Here is a 23,241-nt window from a genome sequence, read left to right as displayed (position 1 = left end):
GCCGTATTGCAGGTTGGCGATCATCACCATGCAGATCACGCCGATCACAAGCTGACCCCAGCGGTATCCGTCGGATACGCGCTCGGTCGTCGGTTCCAGCCCCGGCAGGGTCGGCCTGCCCCGAGCCGGGGCGTCGGCGCGCACGGTCACGACCGTCTTCCTCGGTGTCTTGTTGATCATTGGCCGAGTTCTAGCCGGGAATATTTTGAATTCAAGAAACTTTGCTGGCGAGTTCGGTCCGATCGGAAACAAAAAATTTGGACCGCGTGTATAAAAAATTCAAATTCTTACCATCGAAGGCTTTTGCGTCGGAGAATGACGCGGTGCGATATCGATCACGGGCTTTGTCGAAAAGGATACTGTACGCAGTGCCCCGGGAGGAACATTCCAACGTTCTATACCGTTCAGCTTTCGACTTCGCGGCGCCCGGCGCATGCCGTGTCCGGGCGGACCCGATCGACGAAAGAGGAACGGTTCGATGAGCAGCACGACGGACAAGATCAAGGGCCTCGCCAACGAAGCCGTCGGCAACATCAAGCAGGGTATCGGCTCTGCCACCGGCAACGAGAAGCTGCAGGCCGAAGGCAAGGCGCAGGAGCTGAAGGGCGAGGCCCAGAAGACGGTGGGCGATGCCAAGGACGGCATCAAGGGCGCCGCCCAGAGCGCCGCCGACGCCGTCAAGAAGATCTGAGACTCGCGAAAATCCAATCACGCACGATGGTCGGGAGCGTCGTCGGGGCTTTGCCCGCCACGATGACCCGACCGAGTGGATCAGGGGCTGGCCCCGTCTTCCGCTCGCAAGAAGGAGATGTATCCATGAACAGAGATCATTTCGACGGCGGTGTCCGCAATCTGCAGGGCCGGGGCAAGTCGGTCCTCGGTGCCGTGACGGGACGCGCGCGCCAGCAGGTCGAAGGCGCCTACGACCAGGCTGCCGGCGCCGCGCAATACGCCTATGGCGAAGCCCGCGACACGGTGAGCGATCTGCGCCGCGACGGCGAGCGCTTCATCGACGAAGCGAGCGCACGGGCCCATGCCCTGGCCGACGAGGCGCAACAGCGCGGACACGCCATCGCTGATCGCGGCTACGCCCTGGCCGACGAGGCCCAGCGCCGCGGTCGCCATTACCGGGGCGAGGCCGTGCGCCGCGGACGGGCCGTGGCGGCTCGGGCTGACGAGAACAAGGCCATGACGCTCGCCCTCGTGGCGGCGGCCGCCTTCGGCCTCGGCTGGCTCCTGCGGCCGTCGCGCTGAGACGATCCCGGCGGCGTCTTCTTACGACGGCTGATCCGGCCTAAAGATCACCCTCGCGGCACGGAGCCGCGCGGGAAGCGGCAGCCATGACGGTGCGGAACTGGTTTGACCTGACGACCGGGGAGATCGGTGCATCCGCTATGGATCGCGCCATCGCCGTCCTTCCCGTGGCGGCGGTCGAGCAGCACGGTCCTCATCTGCCGCTCTCCACGGATGTCACCATCGCCGATGGCTACCTTTCCCGTCTGGCGGAGCTCGATTCGGGCGAGCTCGATATCCTCCTCCTGCCGGTCCAGAGCGTCGGCAAGTCGGACGAGCACGACGCATTCCCCGGCACCCTCACGCTGACGGCCGAGACGGCCCTGCGCGCCTGGATCGAGATCGGCCGCAGCATTCACGGCGCGGGATGCGGCAAGCTCGTCCTCGTGACCTCGCATGGCGGCAATAGCGGCCTGATCGACCTCGTGGCGAGCGACCTGCGCGGCCTCGGCATGCTCGCCGTCACCACCGCCTGGAGCCGGTTCGGATACCCGGCGGGCCTGTTTCCAGAAGACGAGATCAGGCACGGCATCCATGCCGGCGCCGTCGAGACGGCACTGATGCTGGCCTTGAAACCCGACGCGGTGCGGAGCGAGGCCATCGCCGATTTCACACCCCGCTCAGTGACGATGGAGCGGGACTTCTCCCATCTGCGCGCCGGCCGGCCCGCCGCCTTCGCCTGGAAGGCACAGGATCTCCACCCGTCCGGTGCCATCGGCAATGCGACCCTCGGCACACGGGAGGCCGGTCTCGCGGCCCTCGATCACGGCGCCCGCGCCTTCCTCGCGCTCCTGCGCGACGTGGATCGCTTCCGCCTCGATCAGTGAGGAACCGTCGTCGCGCTCACTCCTCGTCCTCGGTCTCCGGGGTGCGGCCGGGCCAGGTGACGATCTGGTCGAGAAGCTCGTCGGTGGTGAACTCCTCCTCGTTGCCCGAGACGCGGCCGCGCACCGAGATGCCGGCCTCGTGGACGCTGGCCTGACGGCCGGAGACGAGGGGATGCCAGGGATAGAGATCGTGCCCGTCGCGCACCAGGCGATAGGCGCAGGTCGGCGGCAGCCACGGAATGGTCCGCACGGCCTCGGGCGTCAGGCGGACGCAATCGGGCACCCGCCTCTGGCGATTGACGTAATCCCGACAGCGGCAGCCCAGCCCGTCGAGGAGGGTGCAGCCCACATCGGTATGATAGACCTCACCGGTATCGTCGTCCTCGAGCTTGAGCAGGCAGCACCGGCCGCAGCCGTCGCACAGGCTCTCCCACTCGGCCGACGACATCTCGTCGAGGGTCTTCTCACGCCAGAACGGCTCGACGGCCCGGCGGCCGGAACGCCCCGGAGCGACCCTGGCGGATGTGCGGTCGCTCATCCGGGAGCACCTTCGGTTTCGGGAATGGAGAGGGGACGCGTATGGCCTCCTCTGACGCATGTGGGAGGCATCGGCAAGGGATGCCACCACCGCGCCCCATTCGAGCGTCAAGGTTAACGAAGGGTTATTTTCTCGAACGCCGAGACTTCTCCTCCGCCGGGCGCATTATGGGTGGAGAATCGATTCACGCGGCCGGTCGTGGCGGTGCGGGCCATGCGGGTCCGATGTGGATCGCGAGGCCTCGCGAACGGGCGCGGAGCTTGGTAGGGCTGACCCCGCGGCATCGGCGAGCGATGCCGGCGATGCGTTGAGGACAGAGATCACGTCGTGCGCCTGCCCAAAGCCACCTCGCTCCTGACGCGGATCAAGCGTGCCTCCCTCGGCTTCGACGCCTGGGTGAATGCCAGCCTGTACGACAGTGGCCGCTCCACCGCCGAGACCTACGAGCGCTTCCAGGAGCGGATGCAGGTCTTCTCCGTGCGCGGCTGGAAGCGCGTCTTCCTCGATCTCACCAGCGAGGCCGTGACGCTCGGCACCGGTGGCGCGGTGGTGATGCTGGCCCTGGCACAGCCCGCCTTCAACCTCACCAGCGACAACTGGCTGAAGCAGCAGGACCTCGCCGTCACCTTCCTCGACCGCTACGGCGTCGAGGTCGGGCGGCGCGGCATCAAGCACGACGACTCGCTGAAGCTCGACGACTTTCCGGACAGCATGATCAAGGCGCTGGTCTCGACCGAGGACCGGCGCTTCTACGAGCATTGGGGCATCGACCCGATCGGGACGGCCCGCGCCCTCGTCTCGAACTCGCGCGGCGGCGGCAACACCCAGGGCGGCTCGTCGATCACGCAGCAGCTCGCCAAGAACCTGTTCCTGACCAACGAGCGCTCGCTGGAGCGCAAGGTCAACGAGGCGTTCCTGGCATTGTGGCTCGAGAGCCATCTCAGCAAGAACGAGATCCTCAAGCTCTATCTCGACCGGGCCTATATGGGCGGCGGCACCTTCGGCGCGGTCGCAGCGGCCGATTACTATTTCGGCAAGCCGCTGAAGGATGTCAGCCTCGCCGAGGCGGCGATGCTCGCCGGCCTGTTCAAGGCGCCGACGAAATATGCGCCGCACGTGAACCTGCCCGCGGCGCGCGCCCGCGCGGGCGACGTCCTGCACAACATGGTGGAGGCCGGCTTCGTCACCGAAGGCCAGATCCAGACGGCCCTGCGCAACCCGGCGACGCCGGTGACCCGCACCCGCGACATCACCGCCGATTACTACCTCGACTGGGCCTTCGGCGAGATCAAGGGCATGGCCGATGCCGGGCGCCTGCGCAGCGACCGCGTGCTGACGGTGAAGACCCCTCTCGATATCGGCATCCAGAAACGCGCCGATCAGGCCGTCGAGAACATCCTGCGCCAGTACGGCGACCAGTACGACGTCGACGAGGCCGCGATGGTCATCCTCGATCCGGACGGGGCTCTGCGGGCGATGGTGGGCGGCGCCGATTACGGGGAGAGCCAGTTCAACCGGGCCACCGATTCCCTGCGTCAGCCGGGCTCCTCGTTCAAGCCCTACGTCTACGCGGCGGGCCTCGCCGCCGGCCTCTACCGGCCGGACACCAAGGTCGTGGACCGGCCGGTCTGCCTCGGCAACTGGTGCCCGCAGAATTACGGCCGCTCGTTCTCGGGCGCCACCAACCTCACCGTGGCGGTGGCCAAGTCCATCAACACGATCCCGATCCAGATCTCCATCGCGCTCGGCAAGGCCATCGGCATCAAGGGCGACTTCCCCGCCGCCAAGGCCGGCCGCGCCAAGATCGTCGACATGGCCCATCGCATGGGCATCACCACGCCGCTCACCGATTCGGTGTCCCTGCCCATCGGTTCGGCGGAGGTGAACGTCATCGATCAGGCGGCGGCCTATGCGGTCTTCGCCAATGGCGGCCGCAAGGCCAAGCCCTACGCGGCGATGGAGGTGCGGAACTCGTCGGGCGAGGTGATCTACCGCCATGCCGACGAGAAGCCCGAGCAGATCCTCTCCACCCAGGTCGTGGCCGACATGAACTTCATGTTGAATAAGGTGGTGGAAGAGGGGACCGGCCGCCGCGCGCAGCTCGAAGGCATCAAGGTCGCGGGCAAGTCCGGGACGACCAACGCCTACAAGGACGCCTGGTTCGTGGCCTATACCGGCAACTTCGTCGGCGCCGTCTGGTTCGGCAACGACGATTCCACCTCCACCAACAAGATGACCGGCGGCTCGCTGCCCGCCATGGCCTGGCACGACGTGATGGAGACCGCCCATCAGGGAATCGAGCTGAAGCCGATGCCGGGCCTCAAGGAGAATGCGCGTCCGGTGGCACAGGCAGGAACCGCCTCGGCGCCGGTCAACGCCGCCGCGAGCGCGGCCGGCAAGCTCTCGCGGCGCTCGTTCGAGGTCATCGGCAGCATGAACGGGCTGTTCCGCACCGTCGAGAAGGGCGCGCCGGCCGGTTCCCGTGCCGCAGCGGGCGAGAGCACCGGCGATGTCGCCGACGGCGCCCGCTCGGTCGGCGGCCGGATCGGCATCCCGTAACGACAGTGTCCACACGGGTCCAGGATTCCAGCCCTCCCATGAGCACGACCACCAAACCCGCCCGGCCGGGCGCGTCGCTGGATGTCGCGGGCGTCGCCGGCCGCGGAAGCCGGGCGCTCCGCAGATTCCTGCGCAGGACCTCCACCGTCGGGCTCGTCGTGTACACCCTCGCCCTGGGCGCGGGGCTCGGACTGGCGACGGCCGATTACGCGACGCGCGGCGGCTATCCGTTCGGCGGCGTGTCGGTGGGAAGCTGGACGGCGTGGCCGCGGACCGGTTCCCTCGGCGCCGATCCCTATGCCCGCGCGGTGAATGCGCGGCGCGGGGAAATCCCCCTCGCGGTCGGGGAAGGGCTGCTCCTCACCGCGGCGCAGGACGACCAGGGCCGTGCCCTCGATGCGAGCTGCACCTATCGGATCGCCGGAGTGACGCCGCCGGCCCGGGCCTGGACCCTCACCGTCGCCGGGCGCGGCAAGCGTGACCCGGAGCGACCGGTGCTGCGCGAAGGCTTCACCTCGACGGAGGTGCTGCGTGAGGTGGATGGACGCTTCGCCATCCTTCTCGCCCCGGATGTCCGGCCCGGCAATTGGCTGCCGATGCCCCGCGCCGAGGGGCCGGTGCGGCTGGCGCTGCGCCTCTACGACACGCCGGTGGCGGCGAGCGCCGGAACGGTGGAGCGATCCGCCGTCCCCACGATCGCCCGTACGGGATGCGCGGAATGAGCCCGCGCGGCCGCCTCGTCCTCGCGACGCTCGCCGGTCTGGTCCTGGCTGGTCTGGTCCATATCGCTGTGGTGCTGGCGATCCCGAGCCTGTCGGAATCCGATGCGCTGACGAAGGCGCGCACCAGCGAGACCCTCGACCACGCGATGCCGGTCTACACGCTCTCCACCGGCATCAACCCGGCCCCCGCCGAGGCGTGGCTGCCGATCCCCGACCCGTCCGTGGCAGTTGGCATCTGCGCCTACAATCTCGCCGAGGGTCCGATGCGGGTCTCGGCCAGGACCGGCGCCCTGATGCTGTCGCTCGCCGTCCACGGACGGCGGGGAGCCTTCTATGCCGTGACCGATCAGGCCGCGGTGCGGGGTGCCCTCGATCTCGTGATCCTCACCCGCGCGCAATATGACGAGGCTTTGGCCAACGAGGACGAGAACGACGTGAGCCGCGACGTGCGCATCGTCGCCACCGAGCGGGAGGGGTTCGTGGTCGTCCGCGTGGTTGCGGCCCTGCCGAGCCAGCGGCAGGCGGCGAACGAAGCGGTCCAGGCCGTCTCCTGCACCATCGACAGCCCGACCGAGGACGCCGCGAAATCCGGCGGCTGATGCCTTCTCCGATTGTCCGACAGGCTTCGGACGTCGGGAAGCAGCTTTACAGCCGGGGGTCGCCCGCTCAGTATTTCGCGACGATGGGCAGGGCCGCCTGGGGAGCGGGCGCCTCCACCAAGCCGCAGCGGGCCTCGGCCTCCAGCGGCAGCAGCGGGTCGAGGAGCGCCCGGCGTCCATCGAGCCCGGCGAGGCTGCGCTCGGCCGAGACGCCCTCGACGGAGGGAACCTCGATGACGAGATGCTGAAGCGCGTAGCGGTAGCGCTCCGACCGCACGCCCGTCTCCAGCCGGACCCAGGCGACGAGGCAACGGTTCTCGGCGACCCGCATGGCGGCCTGGCGGATGTTCTCGTCGTCGAGGCTTTTCACGAAGGGCAGGCTGCGCAGGCGCAGGGTATCGGCATCCGCCACCCGCGCCGCCGTCGCCACGAAGAGCGGGATCAGGCGCGCATCCGCGGTGATGTCGTCCGAAAGGCGGCGATAGCGAGAGACCGGCGAGCGGAAGGAGCCCGAGATCAGCGCCGCGTGGTAGGTGGTGACGTCGTCGTCGCGCCAGTTCGGCGGCAGCACGCGGGTGCGGGTCAGGTTCGCCAGAATGTCGATGAAGGCCTCGCGCTCGGCGGCCGGCATCAGGAAGCGCCAGGCGCGGTCGCGCAGGGTGCGCTCATCGTCGGTGAAGGGAAAATAGGAGGCCGGCTCGTTGCGATAGCGGGCCGCCACGGTTCCGGTGGTCGCGACGAGGCTGTTCCAGGCGCTCGGGGCGGGGCGGCCGAAATCGCCTTCCTGGGCGCAGGCGCTCAGCAGCAGGGAGACGGCGATCGACGCGATCCGGACCATGCGCCCGGACGGGCTGACGGGGTGGAACGCCGGCATCACGCTTCCTTAGATCTGGAGATCCGACGGAGTCCGTTCGGTGACGAAACCTGCCGGGTCCGACGGCGGGATCGGAGACGTCAGGATCGGCGGCGCTGGCGAGGCGCGGGTGCTGCCGGCTCGGGCATGCGCTCGTAGCGGACGCCTGTGAACAGCAGGATCTCGCCGCGTAGTGCTCCGTCATCCTCGGCGTCGCGACGGAAGCGGCGGGCGGCGGGCTGGCGGAACGCCACCACGCTCGCCGATGGGCGCGGCATCGAACGGTCGCTTGGCCCGACAGGTGAATCCACGCTGTGAGCCTTGCCAATGAGGGACTTGCGGTCAGGCGTCATCGCGGGCGATCCCATCGATCCTCGGTCTGCATCACCCGATCCTGCCGGACTCGTCCGCTCGAATCCCGCCGGGGCGCTGCCCCGTCCGGATCCTCAATCGATCGTGATGCAGGGGGAGATCATCACGGGGTGGTTAACGGAATGTTTCTCCCGCCCGTCGATTCGAAGGAAAGCGCAGCGCGGCCGAACCGGGGAAACGACCCGCGTGACAATTTCGCCGCAAGTGGGGAAGCTCCGGGATTCAAAGCGCAAAATCCTTCTGGCTTGCAACTTGCTTCGAATTTTACTGCCCATGGCGGGCGTTTCCTCCCTTGCACTCGGCCCCGCTCGTCCTTCGAGCGGGGCTTTTTTTGTCGCCGGCCTCCCATGCCCGCTCTCGATGAGTGTGACCGGTGCGACACGCCCATGCCTTCCTCCATGCGTCCGCCATGCTTGACCGGAACCGGGGCGGCATCCCGCGCGCTTGCTAACTCATGGGTGCGCCCGATATGCCGCCTCAATCCGATCCGAGCGAAGGACAACGCAGAATGCGCGTGTTAACGACACGACCCTCCAGCCCCTCGAAGGGCCTGTCCCTGGCCCTGAAAGCCGCCCCCTTCGCCCTTCTCCTGCTTGCGGCCGGCCCCGCCCAGGCTCAGCGCGAAGACCAGGGTCTGCAGCTCGGCTGCGCCAACGACTATTTCCGCCTCTGCGCCGGCGTCGATCCCAACAGCAGCGATGCCGAGAAGTGCATGGAACGCAATCGTCCGCGCCTTTCGGCCGAGTGCCGCAACGCCATTGGCGACTACGATCGCCGCAGCGGCGGCAAGTCCCAGAAGCGCGGATCGACCGACAACTGAGCGGTCTCTGACCGGGCGGAGACCGGTTCGCTGCGGGAGTGCGTGTCGGCACGGCATCGAACCGGACCCGGCGTTCGGATCGATGCTATAGGCCCAGGTTCCCGCAAGACTGGCCGGCCGTTCCGGACCGGACGATGAACGAGGCTCGTGCGCCATGGCCCTGACCGTCGCGGTTCAGATGGACCCGATCCGGGCGATCAAGATCGCCGGTGACACCACCTTCGCCCTGCTCCTCGAAGCGCAGGCGCGAGGGCACGACCTCCTGTTCTACACGCCCGACCGGCTCTCCATGCAGGGGCAGGTGGTGACGGCGCGGGTCGAGCCCCTCCGGGTCCAGGACGTGGAGGGCGCTCACGCGACGCTCGGCCCCGTGGAGCGGGTGGACCTCGCCGATGTCGACGTGGTGCTGATGCGTCAGGACCCGCCCTTCGACATGGCCTACATCACCGCGACCCACATGCTGGAGCGGATCCATCCGCGCACGCTCGTAGTGAACAACCCGGCCGAGGTGCGCAACGCGCCGGAGAAGCTGTTCGTCCTCGATTTTCCGAAGCTCATGCCGCCGACCCTGATCACCCGCGACAAGGCGGAGATCGAGGCGTTCCGGGCCGAGCACGGCGCCATCGTGATGAAGCCGCTCCACGGCCACGGCGGTGCGGCGGTGTTCCGGGTGCTGCCGGAAGACGCCAATTTCGGCTCGATGTTCGACCTGTTCTCGGTGACGTTCCGCGAGCCGTGGGTGGTCCAGCGCTTCCTGCCCAAGATCACCGAGGGCGACAAGCGCATCATCCTCGTGGACGGCGAGCCGCTCGGCGCCATCAACCGGGTGCCGGCCCTCAACGACATCCGCTCCAACATGGTTCGCGGCGGGGCCGCCTCGGCTTCCGATCTCACCGAGCGCGAGCGCGAGATCTGCGCCACGATCGGTCCGGAACTCCGCCGCCGCGGCCTGATCCTCGTCGGCATCGACGTGATCGACGGCAATCTCACCGAGATCAACGTCACCTCTCCCACGGGCATCCGCGCGATCAAGCGGCTCGGGGGGCCGGACCTCGCCGTGTCCGTCTGGGATGCGATCGAGGGACGGCTCGCCGCCTCGGCCCGACGGGATTAAGCCGCCTTTAAGCGCGGGCGCCTAACCATCGGGGCCGGTATCCTCATCCGCCAGCCCGGTCGGTTCATCCCATGACGCAGAGTCTGCATTCCGGCCGGACGTGCGGATTCCGTCGGTGACGACCCCGAGCCTGACGATGCGGCTGGCGCGGATGATCCTGGTCGGAGGGATCGCGACCCTGCTCTATGCCGGGTCGAGCCTGGCGATGACGACGCTCGCCGGCCTGCCCCTCACCCTGGCCTCGCCCCTGTCCTACGGGCTCGCCTCGATCTGGTCCTATGCCGGACATCGCTGGCTGACCTTCGGCGACAGGCAGCCCGCGCCTCGTTCGGCCCTGCGGTTCTCCGCGCTGACGATGGCCGGGTACGGCGCGGCCGCGGCGATTCCCGCCCTCGTGACCGACACCTTCGGCGGACCGCCCTGGCTCTCCATCCTCGTCGTCTGCATCGCCATCCCGGCGGCGAATTACATGATCTTGAGCCGGCACATCTTCTCCGGCTCCTCGCCGGCAACGCAGGCGGGAATGGGGCAGCCGGGATGAGGTCCGACGTGGTGTCCTTCTCGGCCGAACCGCAGCCGGATTCCCTCCCGTCGCGGGCGTTGCCGCTGGGATCGAGGGCGGCTTCCTCGATCCTCGTCTTCCTCGTGCTGGTCTTCGCTCTCGCGACCCGGGCCGGGCAGCTTCTCAACGATCCCGACAGCCAATGGCACATGGCGGTCGGCCGCTGGATCGTCGCCCATCGGGCGGTGCCGTGGACGGACCTGTTCTCGCACACCTTCGCCGGCGCGCCCTGGATCGCCAAGGAATGGGCCTCGCAGGTCCTGCTCTACGGCGCCTATGCCGGCGCCGGCTGGTGGGGGGTCTGCATGCTGACCATCCTGGTCATCGCCGCCTCGCTCGCCGGCCTGCATCTGTGGCTGGCGCGCCGGATCTCCGCCACGGCCGCCCTCATGGTCGTGACGGCCGCCTTCATCGTCCTCGGCCCCCATCTCCTCGCCCGGCCGCACGTCTTCACGGTGCCGATCCTCCTCGTCTGGACAATGGGCCTCGTGACGGCACTGGAGCGGGGGAGGACGCCGTCACTCTGGCTCGCCCTGGCGATGGCGGCCTGGGCCAACCTGCACGGCAGCTACCCGATCGGCCTCGTCATCGCCGGTAGTCTCGCGGGGGAAGGCGTCTTCTCCGGCCCTCGTCCGGAATGGATCGGCAGGGCGGTGCGCTGGGCCGGCTTCCTGGCGCTCGCCACGGCGGCATCCTCCCTGACGCCCTACGGCTATGCCCCGTTCCTGGTGAATCTCGGCCTCTTCAACAGCGGCGAATCCCTGCCCTTCATCTCGGAATGGCAACCGCTCGGCCTCGACGGCGCGGGTGTGATCGCGGGTGCGATGCTCATCGGCGGCATCGTCATCCTGTCGGCTGCGCCGCGACGGAACCTGTTCCGGCTCGGTCTGATCGCGCTCCTCGGCGTGATGATGATTCGCCACTCCCGGTTCGCGGACCTGTTCGTCCTGGCCGCGCCGATCCTGGTGGTGGGTCCCGCTCTCGCGCGCTTCCCGAGGCTGCGCGCCGAGCCGGCGCGTGCCGTCTCGATGCGCTGGGGCCTCATGATCTTGGCAGGTGCCCTCACCGCGTTCACCACGGCGCTGCTGGTCTCGCCGCGCCTGAGCGCCGAGATGACTCCGCTCGCCGCCCTCGATGCGGCGCGGTCGAAGGGGCTCACCGGGCCGGTCTACAACGACTACGATTTCGGCGGCTTCCTGATCCGGTCCGGCGTGCCGACCTTCATCGACGGGCGCAGCGACCAGCTCTTCCTCGGCGGCTTCATGAACGGCCTCCACCAGGCCCTCGACGCACCTGGGAACGAGAGATTCGCCGCCCTGCTGGCGCGCCACGGCGTCACCTGGGCCCTGGTCCGGAGGGAGGGCCTGAGCGCCGATCACCTGCGTCGCCTGGAAGGCTGGCGCCTGCTCCATCAGGACGAGGTCGCGGCGGTCTATTACGATGCCGGCCCCGCACCGACCCAGCCGTGAGTTTCCCTGCGTCCCCGCATCGTATCGTGGAGGCTGCCCGATCGGGTGGGGTTCCACCGCACCCGTCCGAGACAGCAGGGCGAGGTTGAAGAGGGCGAGCCCGGCCGATCAGCCCTTCGACGCGCTCACCGCCAGTTCCGGCTTGTGGTTCAGGGTCTGGAACACGACGCAATAGCGCTCGGTGAGCTTGAGCAGCTGGTCGAGCTTCTCCTGCGGCGCGTCGGTGTCGAGGGCGAAGTTCAGGCGGATCGCGCGGAAGCCCACGGGCGCTTCCTTGTCGACGCCGAGGGTGCCGCGGAAGTCGAGGTCGCCCTCGGCGCTCACGGTACCGGCGCGCAGCTCGATCTCGAGGGCGGTCGCCACCGCCTTGATGGTCACGCCGGCGCAGGCGACCAGCGCTTCGAGCAGCATGTCGCCCGAGCAGAGTTCGAGGCCCGACCCGCCGGTGGCGGGGTGGAGGCCGGCGACGGCGAGGGCCCGGCCGGTCTCGACCTTGCAGGCGATGGACGTGTCGTCGAGGGTGCCCCTGGCCTTGAGAGTGATGACCGCCGATTCGGGCGTGTTGCGGTACTGGTCCTTCAGCGGGGCCTGGAGCGAGCGCAGGGTGGTGGCGTCCATCGGGTGTTTCCTCGATCGTCTTGGTGCGATGATCTCGGCGTCTAACGTGGGATGCGCGCGGACGCCAGAGAAGCCCTCACCACCATTGCGCCGCCTCGGTGGGAGCGGCGGCCTGGGCCGGTTTCAGGGACCGGTCGAGGGCGGCGAGGATGCGGCGGGTCGCGGCCTCGCTATGGGGCGAGGCCGGATCGCGGGGCCGGGCGAGCGCGAGGGGAATCGCATCGTCGAGGCGGCCGGGTTTCGGGCGCATCACCACCGCCCGGTCGGCGAGCGCAACCGCCTCGCCGACATCGTGGGTGACGATGAGGATCGTCGGCTTCGTCTCCTGCCACAAGGCGAGGAGGTGGCGGTGCAGATCCTTGCGGGTGAAGGCGTCGAGCGCCGAGAACGGCTCGTCGAGGAGGAGCACGCGCGGGTTCGCCACGAAGGCGCGGGCGATCGAGACGCGCTGCTGCTGCCCGCCCGAGAGCTCGCGAGGCCATCTGCGGCCATGTTCGGCGAGCCCCACCATGTCCAGGGCGTGGGCGATGCGCCCCCGGCGCTCCGCTCTGGCGAGATGGGCGAGGCCGAAACCGACATTGTCCGCCACATCGAGCCAGGGCAGCAGCCTCGGTTCCTGGAAGACCAGCCCGACGCCGGGATGCGGCTCGACGATCGCCTCGCCGTCGAGGACGATGCGGCCCTCGCTCGCCCGGTCGAGCCCGGCGACGAGCCGCAGCAACGTGGTCTTGCCGCAGCCGGACCCGCCGATGAGCGCGACGATCTCGCCCTGCGGCACCGAGAGGTCGATGCGCTCCAGCGCCCGCGTGCCGTCGGAATAGGTCTTGGACAGACTATCGAGGGTCAGCATCGAACTCTTCCAGCATCCGGACGATCACCGGGTGCAGCAACGGCAGGTGCACGGTGGCGATCTCCCACATGTCGCGCGAACGGATGCGGTAGTATTCGTGCCGAAGCAGGTTGCCGATGCGGATGATCGGATCCCAATGAATATCCGGATAGCGGCCGCGCAGATCGGCGGGCAACTCCTTGGCGGCTTCCGAGATGATCTGGACTGCCCGCTCCACCGCCCGCTCATACAAGAAGTTGCCTTGGACCTCGGTGAAATCCTTGTCCTTCGTGGCAGCGACGATGCCATCGATCTGGTCGAGGATGTGCCGAAGGCGGATGTCGGGAGCCTTGGCCGAGCTCATCAGAACACGCGGATCGCGTCGCGCTCGATACGCGCCCGATAGACGGGCACGAGCCCTTCGCGCGTGGAGTAACCGATCTCCACGTCGGGAAGTGCCTCCTCGATAACGTCGTAAGTCTCGCTGTAATCGGTCAGGGAGAAGACGCTGTCGTCAGCGGGATCGATGAACACGTCGATATCCGACCCTGCCGCAGCCTCATCGCGGGCATGGGAGCCGAACAGGTATAGGGCGGCGATGCCGCTCGAGCGAAGCCGCTGCTCAAGGGATGACAAGCGGGCGATGACGTCTTCGCGGGTCACTCGGGGGTCCGATCCTGTGGAAACCGATCCATCTTCGAGCCTACAACGTCTCCCGCGCCGTGTCCTGCCAGCGCGTGAGCGGCCGCGTCACGGCGACAAGGATCGTGTCGGCGAGCTTGCCCAGGGCCGCGAAGGCGATGATCGCCGCGAGGATCTGGTCGGCCTTGCTGAATTGCTGGCCGTCGATGAGGAGGTAGCCGAGCCCTTCCGAAGCGCCCATCAGCTCGGCCGCGACCACGAACAGGAAGCCGAGGCCGAGGCCCGTACGCAAGGCGGTCAGGGTCGCCGGCAGGACGGCGGGGAGCAGGATGCGCCGGGCGAGCTGCAGCGTCGACAGCCGGAAGATGCGGCCGACCTCGATGAGCTTGCGGTCGACGGAGGCGATGGCCCCCGCCACGCCGACATAGACCGGGAAGAACACGCCCACCGCGATCAGCGCCACTTTCGGCGTTTCGAGGATGCCGAGCCAGAGGATGAACAGCGGCACCCAGGCGAGGGACGGGACCGCGCGCAGCGCCTGGAGGGTCGGATCGAGGATGTGGCGGGCGGTGGGAAGCGCCCCGGTGAGGGCGCCGGCCGCGATGCCGGCCAGGGCGCCGAAGGCGAAGCCGAGGGCCACGCGCACCAGCGTCGCCTGGACGTGCATCCACAGATCGCCCGATGCGGCGAGGTCGTAGAGGGTCACGGCGATCCGGCTCGGCGGGGGCATCAGCCGCCCCTGGGCGAGGCCGGTGCGGACGGCGAACTCCCAGCCGATCACCAGGGCCAGGGGCAGGATCAGGCCGAGCGCGGTGCGGCCGCCCCGATCCCATAGCGTCTCTCGCCGAGGCTTCGACGCCGTCTTCGCGTCATCCGCTTCGGGCACGGCTGCATCCATCGGTTCGGTCGCAGCGAAGTCGGCCACGGCTCAGCGGGCGGCGGGCGCGAATTGCGGATCGATCAGCCCGTCCACCGCCGCCTTCACGTCGGTGCCGGCTGGGATGACCCCCGCCTGCTGCAGCGCGATGCCCGCGGCACCGATCGACTCGGCCTGGGCCTTGCCGATGGCGGGCCGGGTCAGGTCGGTCCGTTCGATCTGGCGGGCGATCACCGGCTCCGGCAGCTTGGTCACGGCGACGAGGGCGCTCTTCAGGGCTTCGGGGTTCTTGATCGCGTAGTCGCGCGCGGTCTCGTAGGCCGCGATCACGGTGCGCACGAGATCCGGGTTGGCAGCGGCGAAATCCTCGCGGACGTCGAGGACGCCCCAGGTATTGGCGGCGGCATCCCGATGGAACAGCACGTCGTCGTTCTCGATCTCGCTGGCCGCCATCATCGGGTCGAGGCCGGCCCAGGCATCGACGTCGCCCCGATCGAGGGCGGTGCGCCCGTCCGCGTGCTGGAGCAGGACGAGCTTGGCGTCCTTCTCCGTCAGCCCGGCGCCCTGGAGCGCGCGGATGAGGAAGATGTGCGGATCGGTGCCGCGGGTCACCGCGATGCGCTTGCCCTTGAGATCGGCGGGCTTGGCGATGCCGCTGTCCTTGCGGGTGACGAGGGCGGTCCATTCCGGCCGCGAGAAGACGTAGACCGCCTTGATCGGGTTGCCGTTGATCCGCGCCAGCAAGGCCGCTGCCCCGGCCGAGGAGCCGAAATCGATGGCGCCGCCATTGAGGAATTCCAGCGCCTTGTTGGAGCCCAGAGACTGGGTCCAGCGGACCTTGATGCCGCGCTCCTTCAGTGCTTCTTCCAAGAAACCCTTCTCCTTGAGGACCAGGCTCACCGGATTGTAGGTCGCCCAGTCGAGGCGGATCTCCTTGACGTCCGCCGCCTCACCCTGGCGGGGCATCAGCAGAAGCGACGCGACGCCGCAGATTGCACTGAGGATGGCACGACGGGTCAGAAGCATCGGTCGAAGGATCTCCGTGGTCCCACAGTGACGCGGGGCATCCGAGGTAGCCACGACCGTTCGTTTCGTCAAACGATTTTTCCGCCACAGAGAACGATGTCGAGGCGGCTGCCCATCACATCTACGCCTCTGCCTAGCGTTGTCGCTGGCGTCCCTACGGGAACATGATAACGGGTTTGCGCATGTTCGACGCTGGCGCCGCCCTGAAAACGGTCCTCACCAATCTCGACCGCGATGTGCGCGAGGCGACGCAGCTGCGCGCGCTTCTCGTGCCGGAGCTGCGTCGCATCATCGAGCTCGGTCATGCCGATGCCGAAGCCCGGCTGATGGAGGAGCGCAACGGCACCGCCTGCGCCCAGCGGATCAGCAACCTCACCGATGCGGTGATCCGCACGATCCACGACGCGGTGGTGTGGCGGCTGTACCCGAACGACAATCCCTCCACCGGCGAGCAGCTCGCGGTGGTGGCCACCGGCGGCTACGGCCGGGGCACCATGGCGCCGGGCTCTGACATCGATCTCCTGTTCCTGCTTCCCTACAAGCAGACCGCCTGGTCGGAGAGCGTCGTCGAGGCGATGCTCTACGTCCTGTGGGACCTCAAGCTGAAGGTCGGCCACGCCACCCGCTCGGTGGAGGAATGCCTGCGCGAAGGGCGGGCGGACATGACCATCCGGACCTCCCTCCTCGAAGCGCGCTTCCTGTTCGGGGCGCGGGCGCTGTTCGAGGAACTGGTCACGCGGTTCGATATCGAGCTGGTCATGTGGACGGCGCCGGAATTCGTCGAGGCCAAGCTGCGCGAGCGCGACACGCGCGTCTCGAAATCGGGTGCCTCGCGCTATCTCGTCGAGCCCAACGTCAAGGACGGGAAGGGCGGTCTGCGCGACCTCAACACCCTGTTCTGGATCGCGAAATACACCTACCGCGTCCGTGACCAGAGCGAGCTCGTCCCCGCCGGCCTGTTCACGCCGGAGGAATACCGGGTGTTCGAGCGCTGCGAGGAGCTTCTCTGGCGCGTCCGCTGCCATATGCACTTCGTCACCGGCCGGGCCGAGGAGCGGCTGTCGTTCGGGCTGCAGCCGAGGATCGCCGAGCGGTTCGGCTACGAGCCGCGCGGCGGCCTGTCGGGCGTCGAGCGCTTCATGAAGGCCTATTTCCTGATCGCGAAGGAAGTGGGTGACCTCACCGCTATCGTCTGTGCCGCCCTCGAGGCGCGGCACGCCAAGCGCACGCCGGTCCTCGACCGCTGGATCGGCCGCTTCAGGGACCGTTTCCGCGCCACCGCCATCGAGGCGGAGGATTTCATCGACGATCACGGCCGCATCAACCTGCGCACCGCCGACGCGTTCTCGCGCGATCCGGTGAACCTGATCCGCCTGTTCTGGCTCGCCGACCGCCACAACCTGCCGATCCATCCGGATGCGACGCGGGTCGCCACGCGCTCGCTCCGGCTCATCGGCCATTCGCTGCGCTCCGACACGGAGGCCAACGCCCTGTTCCTCGACGTGCTGACGTCGAAGAATTCGCCGGAGACGATCCTGCGGCTGATGAACGAGGCCGGCGTGCTCGGCCGCTTCATCCCGGATTTCGGCCGCATCGTCGCGCTGATGCAGTTCAACATGTACCACCATTACACGGTGGACGAGCACCTGCTGCGCTCCATCGGCGTCCTGGCATCCATCGATTCCGGGCAGGTGACGGAAGATCACCCCATCGCCTCGCGCCTCATCGAGACGATCAGCCATCGTCGCGCGCTCTACGTCGCGGTGCTCCTGCACGACATCGCCAAGGGGCGCCCGGAAGACCATTCCATCGCCGGCGCGGCCATCGCCGAGAAGATCGGCCCGCGATTCGGGCTCACCCAGGCCGAGACGGAGATCGTGGCCTGGCTCGTCGAGCATCACCTGCTGATGTCGATGACGGCGCAGAGCCGCGATCTCTCGGACCCGAAGACGATCCAGAGATTCGCGTCCGTGGTGCAGACCATGGAGCGGCTGAAGCTGCTGATGATCCTCACCGTTGCGGATATCAAGGCGGTGGGGCCGGGCGTGTGGACGGCCTGGAAGGGAACGCTGCTGCGCACCCTCTACGACGAGACCGAGGTGCTGCTCTCCGGCGGCCATTCCGAGATCGCCCGGACCGACAGGGTCCGTCTGATCCAGATGGGCCTGCGCGAACAGCTGACCGACTGGGACCCGGATTTCTTCGACGCCTATGCCGCGCGCCACAACCAGGCCTACTGGCTGAAGGTCGACGCCGTCCGGCAGTTCAAGAATGCCGGTTTCGTGCGCGGGGTCATGGAGGACGGGCGCACCGTCGCCACCGTCTACGAGACCGACCCGACGCGGGGCGTGACCGAGATCACGGTCTACTCGCCCGACCATCCGCGCCTGCTCGCCATCGTCACCGGCGCCTGCGCGGCCCTGGGCGGCAACATCGTCGACGCGCAGATCTTCACCACCACCGACGGTTTCGCCCTCGATTCGATCTTCATCTCGCGCGCCTTCGAGCGGGACGACGACGAGCTGCGCCGGGCCAAGCGCATCACCACCGCGATCGAGCGGGCGCTCAAGGGCGAGATCCGCATCGCCGACCTCGTGGCCGACCGCCACCCGCCGAGCGCCCGCTCCACCACGTTCCTGATCCCCCCGGACATGGCGATCGACAATGCCCTGTCGAGCCGCGAGACCGTGGTCGAGATCACCGGTCTCGACCGGCCGGGTCTTCTCTACGAACTGACCAGCGCGCTCGGGCGCCTCAGCCTCAACATCACCTCGGCCCATGTGGCGACCTTCGGCGAGCGGGCTGTGGACGTCTTCTACGTCACCGACCTCACCGGCACCCGGGTCACCCAGCCCGACCGGCAGGCCGCGATCCGGCATGCGGTGATGGAGGTCTTCGCCGGGGACGTCGCCGCCCTCAGGGCGGAGGGATTGGAAGCGCTCGTGGAGTCTCCGCCGCCGCGGGAAGCCTGAGCCCCCTGCAGGCTTGAATCTCGCGGGGGGCTGAGGGGGAGGGAAGGCGGATCGGCGCTCGGCTTGATTTCGTCCCGCGCGCGTCTGATATCAACGCCGACCCCGGAGCATGACGCCGAAGCCCCTCTTACGGGTCTCGGCATCGTGGCCCGATCCCTATTCCGATCGCCCCTGTGCCGATCGTCTCCGGCGAACCCGACCGGCGGCAGGCGCGGAGCGAGCAACCTGCGATCGACGAAGAGCGATGATGGCGAACGAGATGGAGCATGACGGGCAGCGCGCCGAAGCGGCGGCCGACACCGACGTGACGTCGGAAGCGCGCGTGACCGAGGCGGCGGAGGCCTTGGCGAGCCTGAGCGCCGAGCGCGACGAACTCAAGGACCGGGTCCTGCGCACGCTGGCCGAGATGGAGAACCTGCGACGCCGCACCGAGCGCGAAGTCGCCGATGCCCGGACCTACGCGGTGACGAACTTCGCGCGCGACATGCTGAACGCGGCCGACAACATCCGCCGGGCCCTGGAAAGCGTGCCGGCCGATGCGGCCTCGGCGGCCGAGGGGCCGTTCAAGGCCCTGATCGACGGGATCGAGCTGACCGAGCGCGACCTCGCCAAGACCCTGGAGCGCCACGGGGTGAAGCTCATCGAGCCGCAGGGCCAGCGCTTCGACCCCAACCGCCACCAGGCGATGTTCGAAGTGCCCAATGCCGAGGTCCCGAACGGCACGGTGGTGCAGGTGATGCAGTCCGGCTACGTCATCGGCGACCGTGTCCTGCGTCCGGCCCTCGTCGGTGTCGCCAAGGGCGGCCCCAAGGCCGCGGCTGCCAATCCGGCCGACGCGGCCTGATCGGGAAGCCCGAAGAGCGAGCGTCGCTCTTCAGGTTCGGGTTTCCCCGATCGACGCGTCGGGGCGGCTACTTCACCTCGACGCTGTCGATGACCTCGCGGAATTTCGACAGCATCGCGCTGCGCTGATCGGCACGCACGACGCCGAGCGCACGGAGATAGCCGTCCGGCGCGAACCGGATGGTCTGCGAGACGACGACCGGCGTGTTCGAGGGCGCATCGACGGCGCGCGCCACGATCTCGTGCCAATCGACGCCGTTCTGCCGATAGGTCTGCGAGCGCTCGACCGCGAAATCCTTCATCGTCTGGTTCGAGTAGAGCGCGGCGCGGGCGAAGGCGTCGCGCTGCTCCGGCTGTGGCGGCTGCTGCACCGCCTGGGCCAGGACCAGGATGGGCTGTTCGAGATTCAGCATCTGGTCCTTTGGCCCTTGCGTCATCAGGACCGAATTGCCCGCGAGCACCCGGACCGGGCGGAACCCGGCTGTCTCGCGGATGCGGAAGGGCAGGGCCTCGACCTGCTGGTCGAGGGTCAGTTCCGGCCGGATCTTCACGCTGGTCAGCATGTTCCGCATGGTCTCGGGCGTCTCGGCGTCGGGTACGCTCTGCCCGATGATGATGCCCGTGACGGTGGTGTCACCGACGAGCAGCAGCCATTTCTTGATGGTCGGGGTGCCGGCCCCTTCCGGCGCCGGCTGCTCTCCGGTGAAGAGCACCGCGTCGACGTCGCCCGCGACCTTGATGGCCTCGCGCGTCGTGACGACGAATCCCTGCGTGCGCAGGTTCTCGTCGGTGAAGCTCTTCTCCAGGTCGACGAAGGCCGTGGACGGCAACTCGACGACGGACAAAGTCGCGCCACCCTCCAGCCGCTCGAAACCGGAGAAGCGCTTGGACAATGCCATGTCCGAAGGGGGCGTGAAGCCGAAGCGCGAGCTCGGCGGAAAGACCGGATCGGCCGCCAGGGCCGCGGAGATGGCGCCTGACGAGAGCCCGGCGATCAGGGCCAGTGCCGCGACCGGACGGACGAGGTTACGCAGACGCATCGGATCGGTTCTCCGCGACGGAGCCCGCTGACGGGGCTTCGGTTCAGGTGTTCGAACGCGAGAATTCTCCGGATAGGGCGAAGGGCTCGCGCGGCCTTCGGGCGGAAGGCTCACCGACGATGGGTCGGCTCACGCCCTCCCGCTGTCAAGCGTTCCGGCGTGCCGACCGCGCGACCGCAGGGCCGCACTCGTGGAATCGGATCGGGCAATGGAGGCCGGCTTTCGGAAAAGCCGTTGCGGTGCGAGACCCCGCCGCGACGTCGCATGGTCCGTCGCCGTGGCGGCACCCGCATTCAGGCGTCGTGGTCGATGTCCCGTTCGAGCACGGCCTTGCTCTCCACCGTGGTGTCGGCCTTGAGCTGGTAGACCAGCGGGATGCCGGTGGCGATCTCGAGGCTCGCGATGGTCTTCGTGGTCATGCCGTCGAGCACCATCACCAGCGCCCGCAGGGAGTTGCCGTGGGCGGCCACGAGGACGCGCTCACCGGCCATCACCCGCGGGAGGATCGTCTGGATGTAGTAGGGCAGCACGCGCGCGGCGGTGTCCTTCAGGCTCTCGCCGCCGGGGGGCGGGATGTCGTAGGAGCGGCGCCATTGATGGACCTGGGCGTCGCCCCAGCGCTCGCGGGCATCGTCCTTGTTGAGGCCCGACAGGTCGCCGTAATCGCGCTCGTTGAGGGCCTCGGAACGGATCGTCTCGAGTCCGCCCTGGCCCATCTCTTCGAGGATCAGGGAGCAGGTGTGCTGCGCCCGCTGCAGGTTGGAGGTGAAGGCGACGTCGAACCCATAGCCCTGCCGCTTGAGCCAGCGGCCGGCGGTCCTGGCCTCCGTGACGCCGAGTTCGGTGAGCTCAGGATCGCGCCAGCCGGTGAAAAGCTTCTTGAGGTTCCACTCGCTTTGGCCGTGGCGAGCGAGGACAAGCAGGCGCTCCATCGGACGTCCATCCTATTTCATGGTGAATGGTGCGGCGCAGCAAAAGTGGCGCCTGCGTGGCTGTTGTACGCGCCAACCTGAATGATCGATGACCAGGCGCTCGTATCAGAGACCGAGTACGTCGGCCATGCCGTAGAGGCCGGGCGGCTTCGCGTGAGCCCACAAGGCCGCGCTTACGGCGCCGCGGGCGAAGATGGCCCGATCCTCGGCATGGTGGCTGATGGTGATGCGCTCGCCGGGGCCGGCGAAGGTCACGCTGTGATCGCCGATCACCGTGCCGCCGCGCAGGGTGGCGAAGCCGATATCGCCCGGCCGCCTCGCGCCGGTATGGCCGTCCCGGGTCGAGACGCGGGTTTCGGCGAGGTCGACCCCCCTTCCTTCCGCCGCCGCCTCGCCGAGGAGGAGCGCCGTGCCCGAGGGGGCATCCACCTTCATCCGATGGTGCATCTCGACGATCTCGATGTCGAAATCCTCACCCAGCGCGGCGGCGACCTTGCGCACCAGGCCGGCGAGCAGGTTCACCCCGAGGGACATGTTGCCCGAGCGCACGATGCGGGCATGGTGCGCTGCGGCGGCGAGCTTGCGGAAATCCGCCTCGGCGAGACCGGTCGTGCCGATCACGTGGACGATGCGGGCCTGGGCGCTCAGTTCGGCGAAGACCGTCGTCGCGGCCGGCGTGGTGAAGTCGAGGACGCCGTCGGTTGCCGCGAAGACCGTCAGCGGATCGTCGGTGACGGTGACGCCGAGGGGCGGGAGGCCGGCCAGCGTCCCCGCATCCTGGCCCAGCGCCGACGACCCTTCGCGTTCCACGGCACCGCTCAGGGTGCATCCCTCGGTCTCCGCGACCGCGCGGATGAGCATCCGCCCCATGCGCCCCTCGGCGCCGACCACTGCGAGCCGCATCCTGTCGCCTTTCCTCGAGAATTCGAGCCTGCGGTACAGGCTCGGCCCGGCGATGCCAAGGCAGGGTGATCGAGGCGAGTGCTGCCTCGATGGACTTCAGCGTCTGCCGGCGGCGAGGATCGGCCCAAGCACGTCGCCGACGCCGTTCACGGTGATCTGCGTGCCGATGCACAGCAGCAGGAAGGCGAAGAGCCGTCCGAGGACCCGCGCGCCCACCGGGCCGATCGCCATCACCACCCTGTCGGCGGAGCCGTAGGCGAACCGCACGAGGATCGCGATGGCGAGGGCCGCCAGGGACATGCCGAGATAGAAGCCGATGCGGTCGGGCCCGGAAGCAGGCCGGTTCGAGCCCAGAGCGATGGCGACCGCGATGGTGCCGGGGCCGGTGGTGAACGGCAGGGTCAGGGGAAAGAAGGCGATGTCGGCGACGCTGTCGGGCGTGTCCTGGGTCGCTTCGGCATGTTTGCGGGCTTCGCGGGCCTCGGGGGCGGTGAGGAGGGTCCAGGCGGAGGCCGCCACCACGAGCCCGCCCGCGATCCGCAAAGCCCCCAGTGAAACGCCGAAGAAGTTGAGGATCGGCGCTCCCGCCCATAGGGCCGAGAGCATGATCAGCGCGGAATAGAAGCCGATGCGCTTGGCGATCTCCACCCGCTCCGGATGGGAGTTCCGCGCGGTGATCTGGAAGAAGATCAGCGCCGAGCCGACCGGATTGACGATCGAGAACAGGCTCGAGAAGGCGAAGACGAAGCTATGGAGCGCCGCCTCCGGGGCGATGAGGCTCAACATGGAGCGGGTGCCTTGACGAGAGGGGCCTGCACGCGGGCGGCCTCG

Annotated in this window: 25 protein-coding genes and 1 pseudogene; 12 read left to right on the top strand and 14 right to left on the bottom strand. The window is 68.4% G+C overall.

Going from position 1 to position 23,241, the window contains the following annotated elements:
• Positions 1-180, bottom strand: a pseudogene (locus ACFQ4G_RS09715) (hypothetical protein); the annotation flags it as partial.
• Positions 181-478: 298 nt separating this feature from the next.
• On the opposite strand from ACFQ4G_RS09715, the gene ACFQ4G_RS09710 reads away from it, so the two are divergent.
• From ACFQ4G_RS09710 to ACFQ4G_RS09700, 3 genes are all read left to right on the top strand, one after another.
• Entirely contained in the window at positions 479-691 is a 213-nt protein-coding gene (locus ACFQ4G_RS09710) for a CsbD family protein (RefSeq protein WP_055946396.1), read from the top strand.
• A 125-nt stretch (positions 692-816) separates the two neighbouring features.
• Positions 817-1,254 carry a CsbD family protein gene (locus tag ACFQ4G_RS09705; RefSeq protein WP_238206781.1) on the top strand — a complete coding sequence of 146 codons (438 nt, stop codon included), beginning with the start codon at positions 817-819 and terminating at the stop codon, positions 1,252-1,254.
• Positions 1,255-1,340: 86 nt separating this feature from the next.
• Positions 1,341-2,120: a creatininase family protein gene (locus ACFQ4G_RS09700; protein ID WP_238206780.1), complete on the top strand. Its 780-nt coding sequence runs from the start codon at positions 1,341-1,343 to the stop codon at positions 2,118-2,120.
• 16 nt (positions 2,121-2,136) lie between these two features.
• On the opposite strand, the gene ACFQ4G_RS09695 is transcribed toward ACFQ4G_RS09700, so the two are convergent.
• Positions 2,137-2,658, bottom strand: coding sequence for a YcgN family cysteine cluster protein (locus ACFQ4G_RS09695; protein ID WP_238206779.1), 522 nt, complete (start codon positions 2,656-2,658; stop codon positions 2,137-2,139).
• 327 nt (positions 2,659-2,985) lie between these two features.
• Between ACFQ4G_RS09695 and ACFQ4G_RS09690 the strand changes: the two genes are divergently transcribed.
• The 3 genes from ACFQ4G_RS09690 to ACFQ4G_RS09680 are packed head-to-tail and all read left to right on the top strand — an operon-like array spanning position 2,986 to position 6,538.
• A complete protein-coding gene (locus ACFQ4G_RS09690; RefSeq protein WP_238206778.1) occupies positions 2,986-5,217 on the top strand; it encodes a transglycosylase domain-containing protein in 2,232 nt (743 codons plus the stop codon).
• A gap of 38 nt (positions 5,218-5,255) precedes the next feature.
• Positions 5,256-5,939, top strand: a complete 684-nt coding sequence (locus tag ACFQ4G_RS09685; RefSeq protein WP_238206777.1) for a DUF1214 domain-containing protein — start codon at positions 5,256-5,258, stop codon at positions 5,937-5,939.
• Positions 5,936-6,538, top strand: coding sequence for a DUF1254 domain-containing protein (locus ACFQ4G_RS09680; protein WP_238206776.1), 603 nt, complete (start codon positions 5,936-5,938; stop codon positions 6,536-6,538). Before ACFQ4G_RS09685 ends, ACFQ4G_RS09680 begins: the two co-directional genes overlap by 4 nt.
• Before the next feature lie 67 nt (positions 6,539-6,605).
• Here ACFQ4G_RS09680 and ACFQ4G_RS09675 read toward each other — a convergent pair whose 3' ends face one another.
• Together ACFQ4G_RS09675 and ACFQ4G_RS09670 are read right to left on the bottom strand one after the other, a co-directional pair.
• Positions 6,606-7,376 carry a hypothetical protein gene (locus ACFQ4G_RS09675; RefSeq protein ID WP_379040128.1) on the bottom strand — a complete coding sequence of 257 codons (771 nt, stop codon included), beginning with the start codon at positions 7,374-7,376 and terminating at the stop codon, positions 6,606-6,608.
• Positions 7,377-7,492: 116 nt separating this feature from the next.
• Positions 7,493-7,669, bottom strand: a complete 177-nt coding sequence (locus ACFQ4G_RS09670; protein WP_238206772.1) for a hypothetical protein — start codon at positions 7,667-7,669, stop codon at positions 7,493-7,495.
• Positions 7,670-8,271: 602 nt separating this feature from the next.
• On the opposite strand from ACFQ4G_RS09670, the gene ACFQ4G_RS09665 reads away from it, so the two are divergent.
• The 4 genes from ACFQ4G_RS09665 to ACFQ4G_RS09650 all read left to right on the top strand — a co-directional run bounded on the left by ACFQ4G_RS09665 (position 8,272) and on the right by ACFQ4G_RS09650 (position 11,728).
• Positions 8,272-8,583 carry a hypothetical protein gene (locus ACFQ4G_RS09665; RefSeq protein ID WP_238206770.1) on the top strand — a complete coding sequence of 104 codons (312 nt, stop codon included), beginning with the start codon at positions 8,272-8,274 and terminating at the stop codon, positions 8,581-8,583.
• Between the two features lie 154 nt (positions 8,584-8,737).
• Positions 8,738-9,697: a glutathione synthase gene (gshB, locus tag ACFQ4G_RS09660; protein ID WP_238206768.1), complete on the top strand. Its 960-nt coding sequence runs from the start codon at positions 8,738-8,740 to the stop codon at positions 9,695-9,697.
• Positions 9,698-9,812: 115 nt separating this feature from the next.
• Positions 9,813-10,238 carry a GtrA family protein gene (locus ACFQ4G_RS09655; protein ID WP_238206766.1) on the top strand — a complete coding sequence of 142 codons (426 nt, stop codon included), beginning with the start codon at positions 9,813-9,815 and terminating at the stop codon, positions 10,236-10,238.
• Between the two features lie 8 nt (positions 10,239-10,246).
• Positions 10,247-11,728 (top strand): hypothetical protein, encoded by a 1,482-nt coding sequence (locus tag ACFQ4G_RS09650; protein WP_238206764.1) that lies wholly within the window; start codon positions 10,247-10,249, stop codon positions 11,726-11,728.
• 108 nt (positions 11,729-11,836) lie between these two features.
• Here ACFQ4G_RS09650 and ACFQ4G_RS09645 read toward each other — a convergent pair whose 3' ends face one another.
• The 6 genes from ACFQ4G_RS09645 to ACFQ4G_RS09620 form a co-directional block, all read right to left on the bottom strand.
• Complete coding sequence (locus ACFQ4G_RS09645) at positions 11,837-12,346, bottom strand: OsmC family protein (protein WP_238206762.1); 510 nt, start codon at positions 12,344-12,346, stop codon at positions 11,837-11,839.
• A 76-nt stretch (positions 12,347-12,422) separates the two neighbouring features.
• Complete coding sequence (locus ACFQ4G_RS09640; RefSeq protein WP_238206759.1) at positions 12,423-13,196, bottom strand: ABC transporter ATP-binding protein; 774 nt, start codon at positions 13,194-13,196, stop codon at positions 12,423-12,425.
• Positions 13,180-13,539, bottom strand: a complete 360-nt coding sequence (locus ACFQ4G_RS09635) for a HepT-like ribonuclease domain-containing protein (RefSeq protein ID WP_238206758.1) — start codon at positions 13,537-13,539, stop codon at positions 13,180-13,182. The genes ACFQ4G_RS09640 and ACFQ4G_RS09635 overlap by 17 nt, the downstream gene beginning before the upstream one ends.
• Complete coding sequence (locus tag ACFQ4G_RS09630) at positions 13,539-13,838, bottom strand: nucleotidyltransferase family protein (RefSeq protein WP_238206757.1); 300 nt, start codon at positions 13,836-13,838, stop codon at positions 13,539-13,541. The genes ACFQ4G_RS09635 and ACFQ4G_RS09630 overlap by 1 nt, the downstream gene beginning before the upstream one ends.
• A 40-nt stretch (positions 13,839-13,878) precedes the next feature.
• Positions 13,879-14,715, bottom strand: coding sequence for an ABC transporter permease (locus ACFQ4G_RS09625; RefSeq protein ID WP_238206756.1), 837 nt, complete (start codon positions 14,713-14,715; stop codon positions 13,879-13,881).
• A 30-nt stretch (positions 14,716-14,745) separates the two neighbouring features.
• Positions 14,746-15,720 (bottom strand): aliphatic sulfonate ABC transporter substrate-binding protein, encoded by a 975-nt coding sequence (locus ACFQ4G_RS09620; protein ID WP_238206755.1) that lies wholly within the window; start codon positions 15,718-15,720, stop codon positions 14,746-14,748.
• 182 nt (positions 15,721-15,902) lie between these two features.
• On the opposite strand from ACFQ4G_RS09620, the gene ACFQ4G_RS09615 reads away from it, so the two are divergent.
• Positions 15,903-18,692 (top strand): [protein-PII] uridylyltransferase, encoded by a 2,790-nt coding sequence (locus ACFQ4G_RS09615; RefSeq protein WP_238206754.1) that lies wholly within the window; start codon positions 15,903-15,905, stop codon positions 18,690-18,692.
• 244 nt (positions 18,693-18,936) lie between these two features.
• Positions 18,937-19,536: a nucleotide exchange factor GrpE gene (gene grpE, locus ACFQ4G_RS09610; protein WP_238206753.1), complete on the top strand. Its 600-nt coding sequence runs from the start codon at positions 18,937-18,939 to the stop codon at positions 19,534-19,536.
• A gap of 67 nt (positions 19,537-19,603) precedes the next feature.
• On the opposite strand, the gene ACFQ4G_RS09605 is transcribed toward grpE, so the two are convergent.
• The 4 genes from ACFQ4G_RS09605 to ACFQ4G_RS09590 form a co-directional block, all read right to left on the bottom strand.
• Entirely contained in the window at positions 19,604-20,575 is a 972-nt protein-coding gene (locus ACFQ4G_RS09605) for a hypothetical protein (RefSeq protein ID WP_238206750.1), read from the bottom strand.
• A 293-nt stretch (positions 20,576-20,868) separates the two neighbouring features.
• Positions 20,869-21,507 (bottom strand): 2,3-bisphosphoglycerate-dependent phosphoglycerate mutase, encoded by a 639-nt coding sequence (locus tag ACFQ4G_RS09600; RefSeq protein ID WP_238206748.1) that lies wholly within the window; start codon positions 21,505-21,507, stop codon positions 20,869-20,871.
• A 105-nt stretch (positions 21,508-21,612) separates the two neighbouring features.
• Positions 21,613-22,410, bottom strand: coding sequence for a 4-hydroxy-tetrahydrodipicolinate reductase (dapB, locus tag ACFQ4G_RS09595; protein ID WP_238206746.1), 798 nt, complete (start codon positions 22,408-22,410; stop codon positions 21,613-21,615).
• A 96-nt stretch (positions 22,411-22,506) separates the two neighbouring features.
• Positions 22,507-23,196 carry a MarC family protein gene (locus ACFQ4G_RS09590; protein WP_238206743.1) on the bottom strand — a complete coding sequence of 230 codons (690 nt, stop codon included), beginning with the start codon at positions 23,194-23,196 and terminating at the stop codon, positions 22,507-22,509.
• Between the last annotated feature and the right edge of the window lie 45 nt (positions 23,197-23,241).

This window comes from Methylobacterium marchantiae, from assembly GCF_042679825.1.
Taxonomy (GTDB): Bacteria; Pseudomonadota; Alphaproteobacteria; order Rhizobiales; family Beijerinckiaceae; genus Methylobacterium; species Methylobacterium marchantiae.
Note: the sequence above shows the minus strand (reverse complement) of the source record. Positions and strands in the feature narration are given on the sequence as shown.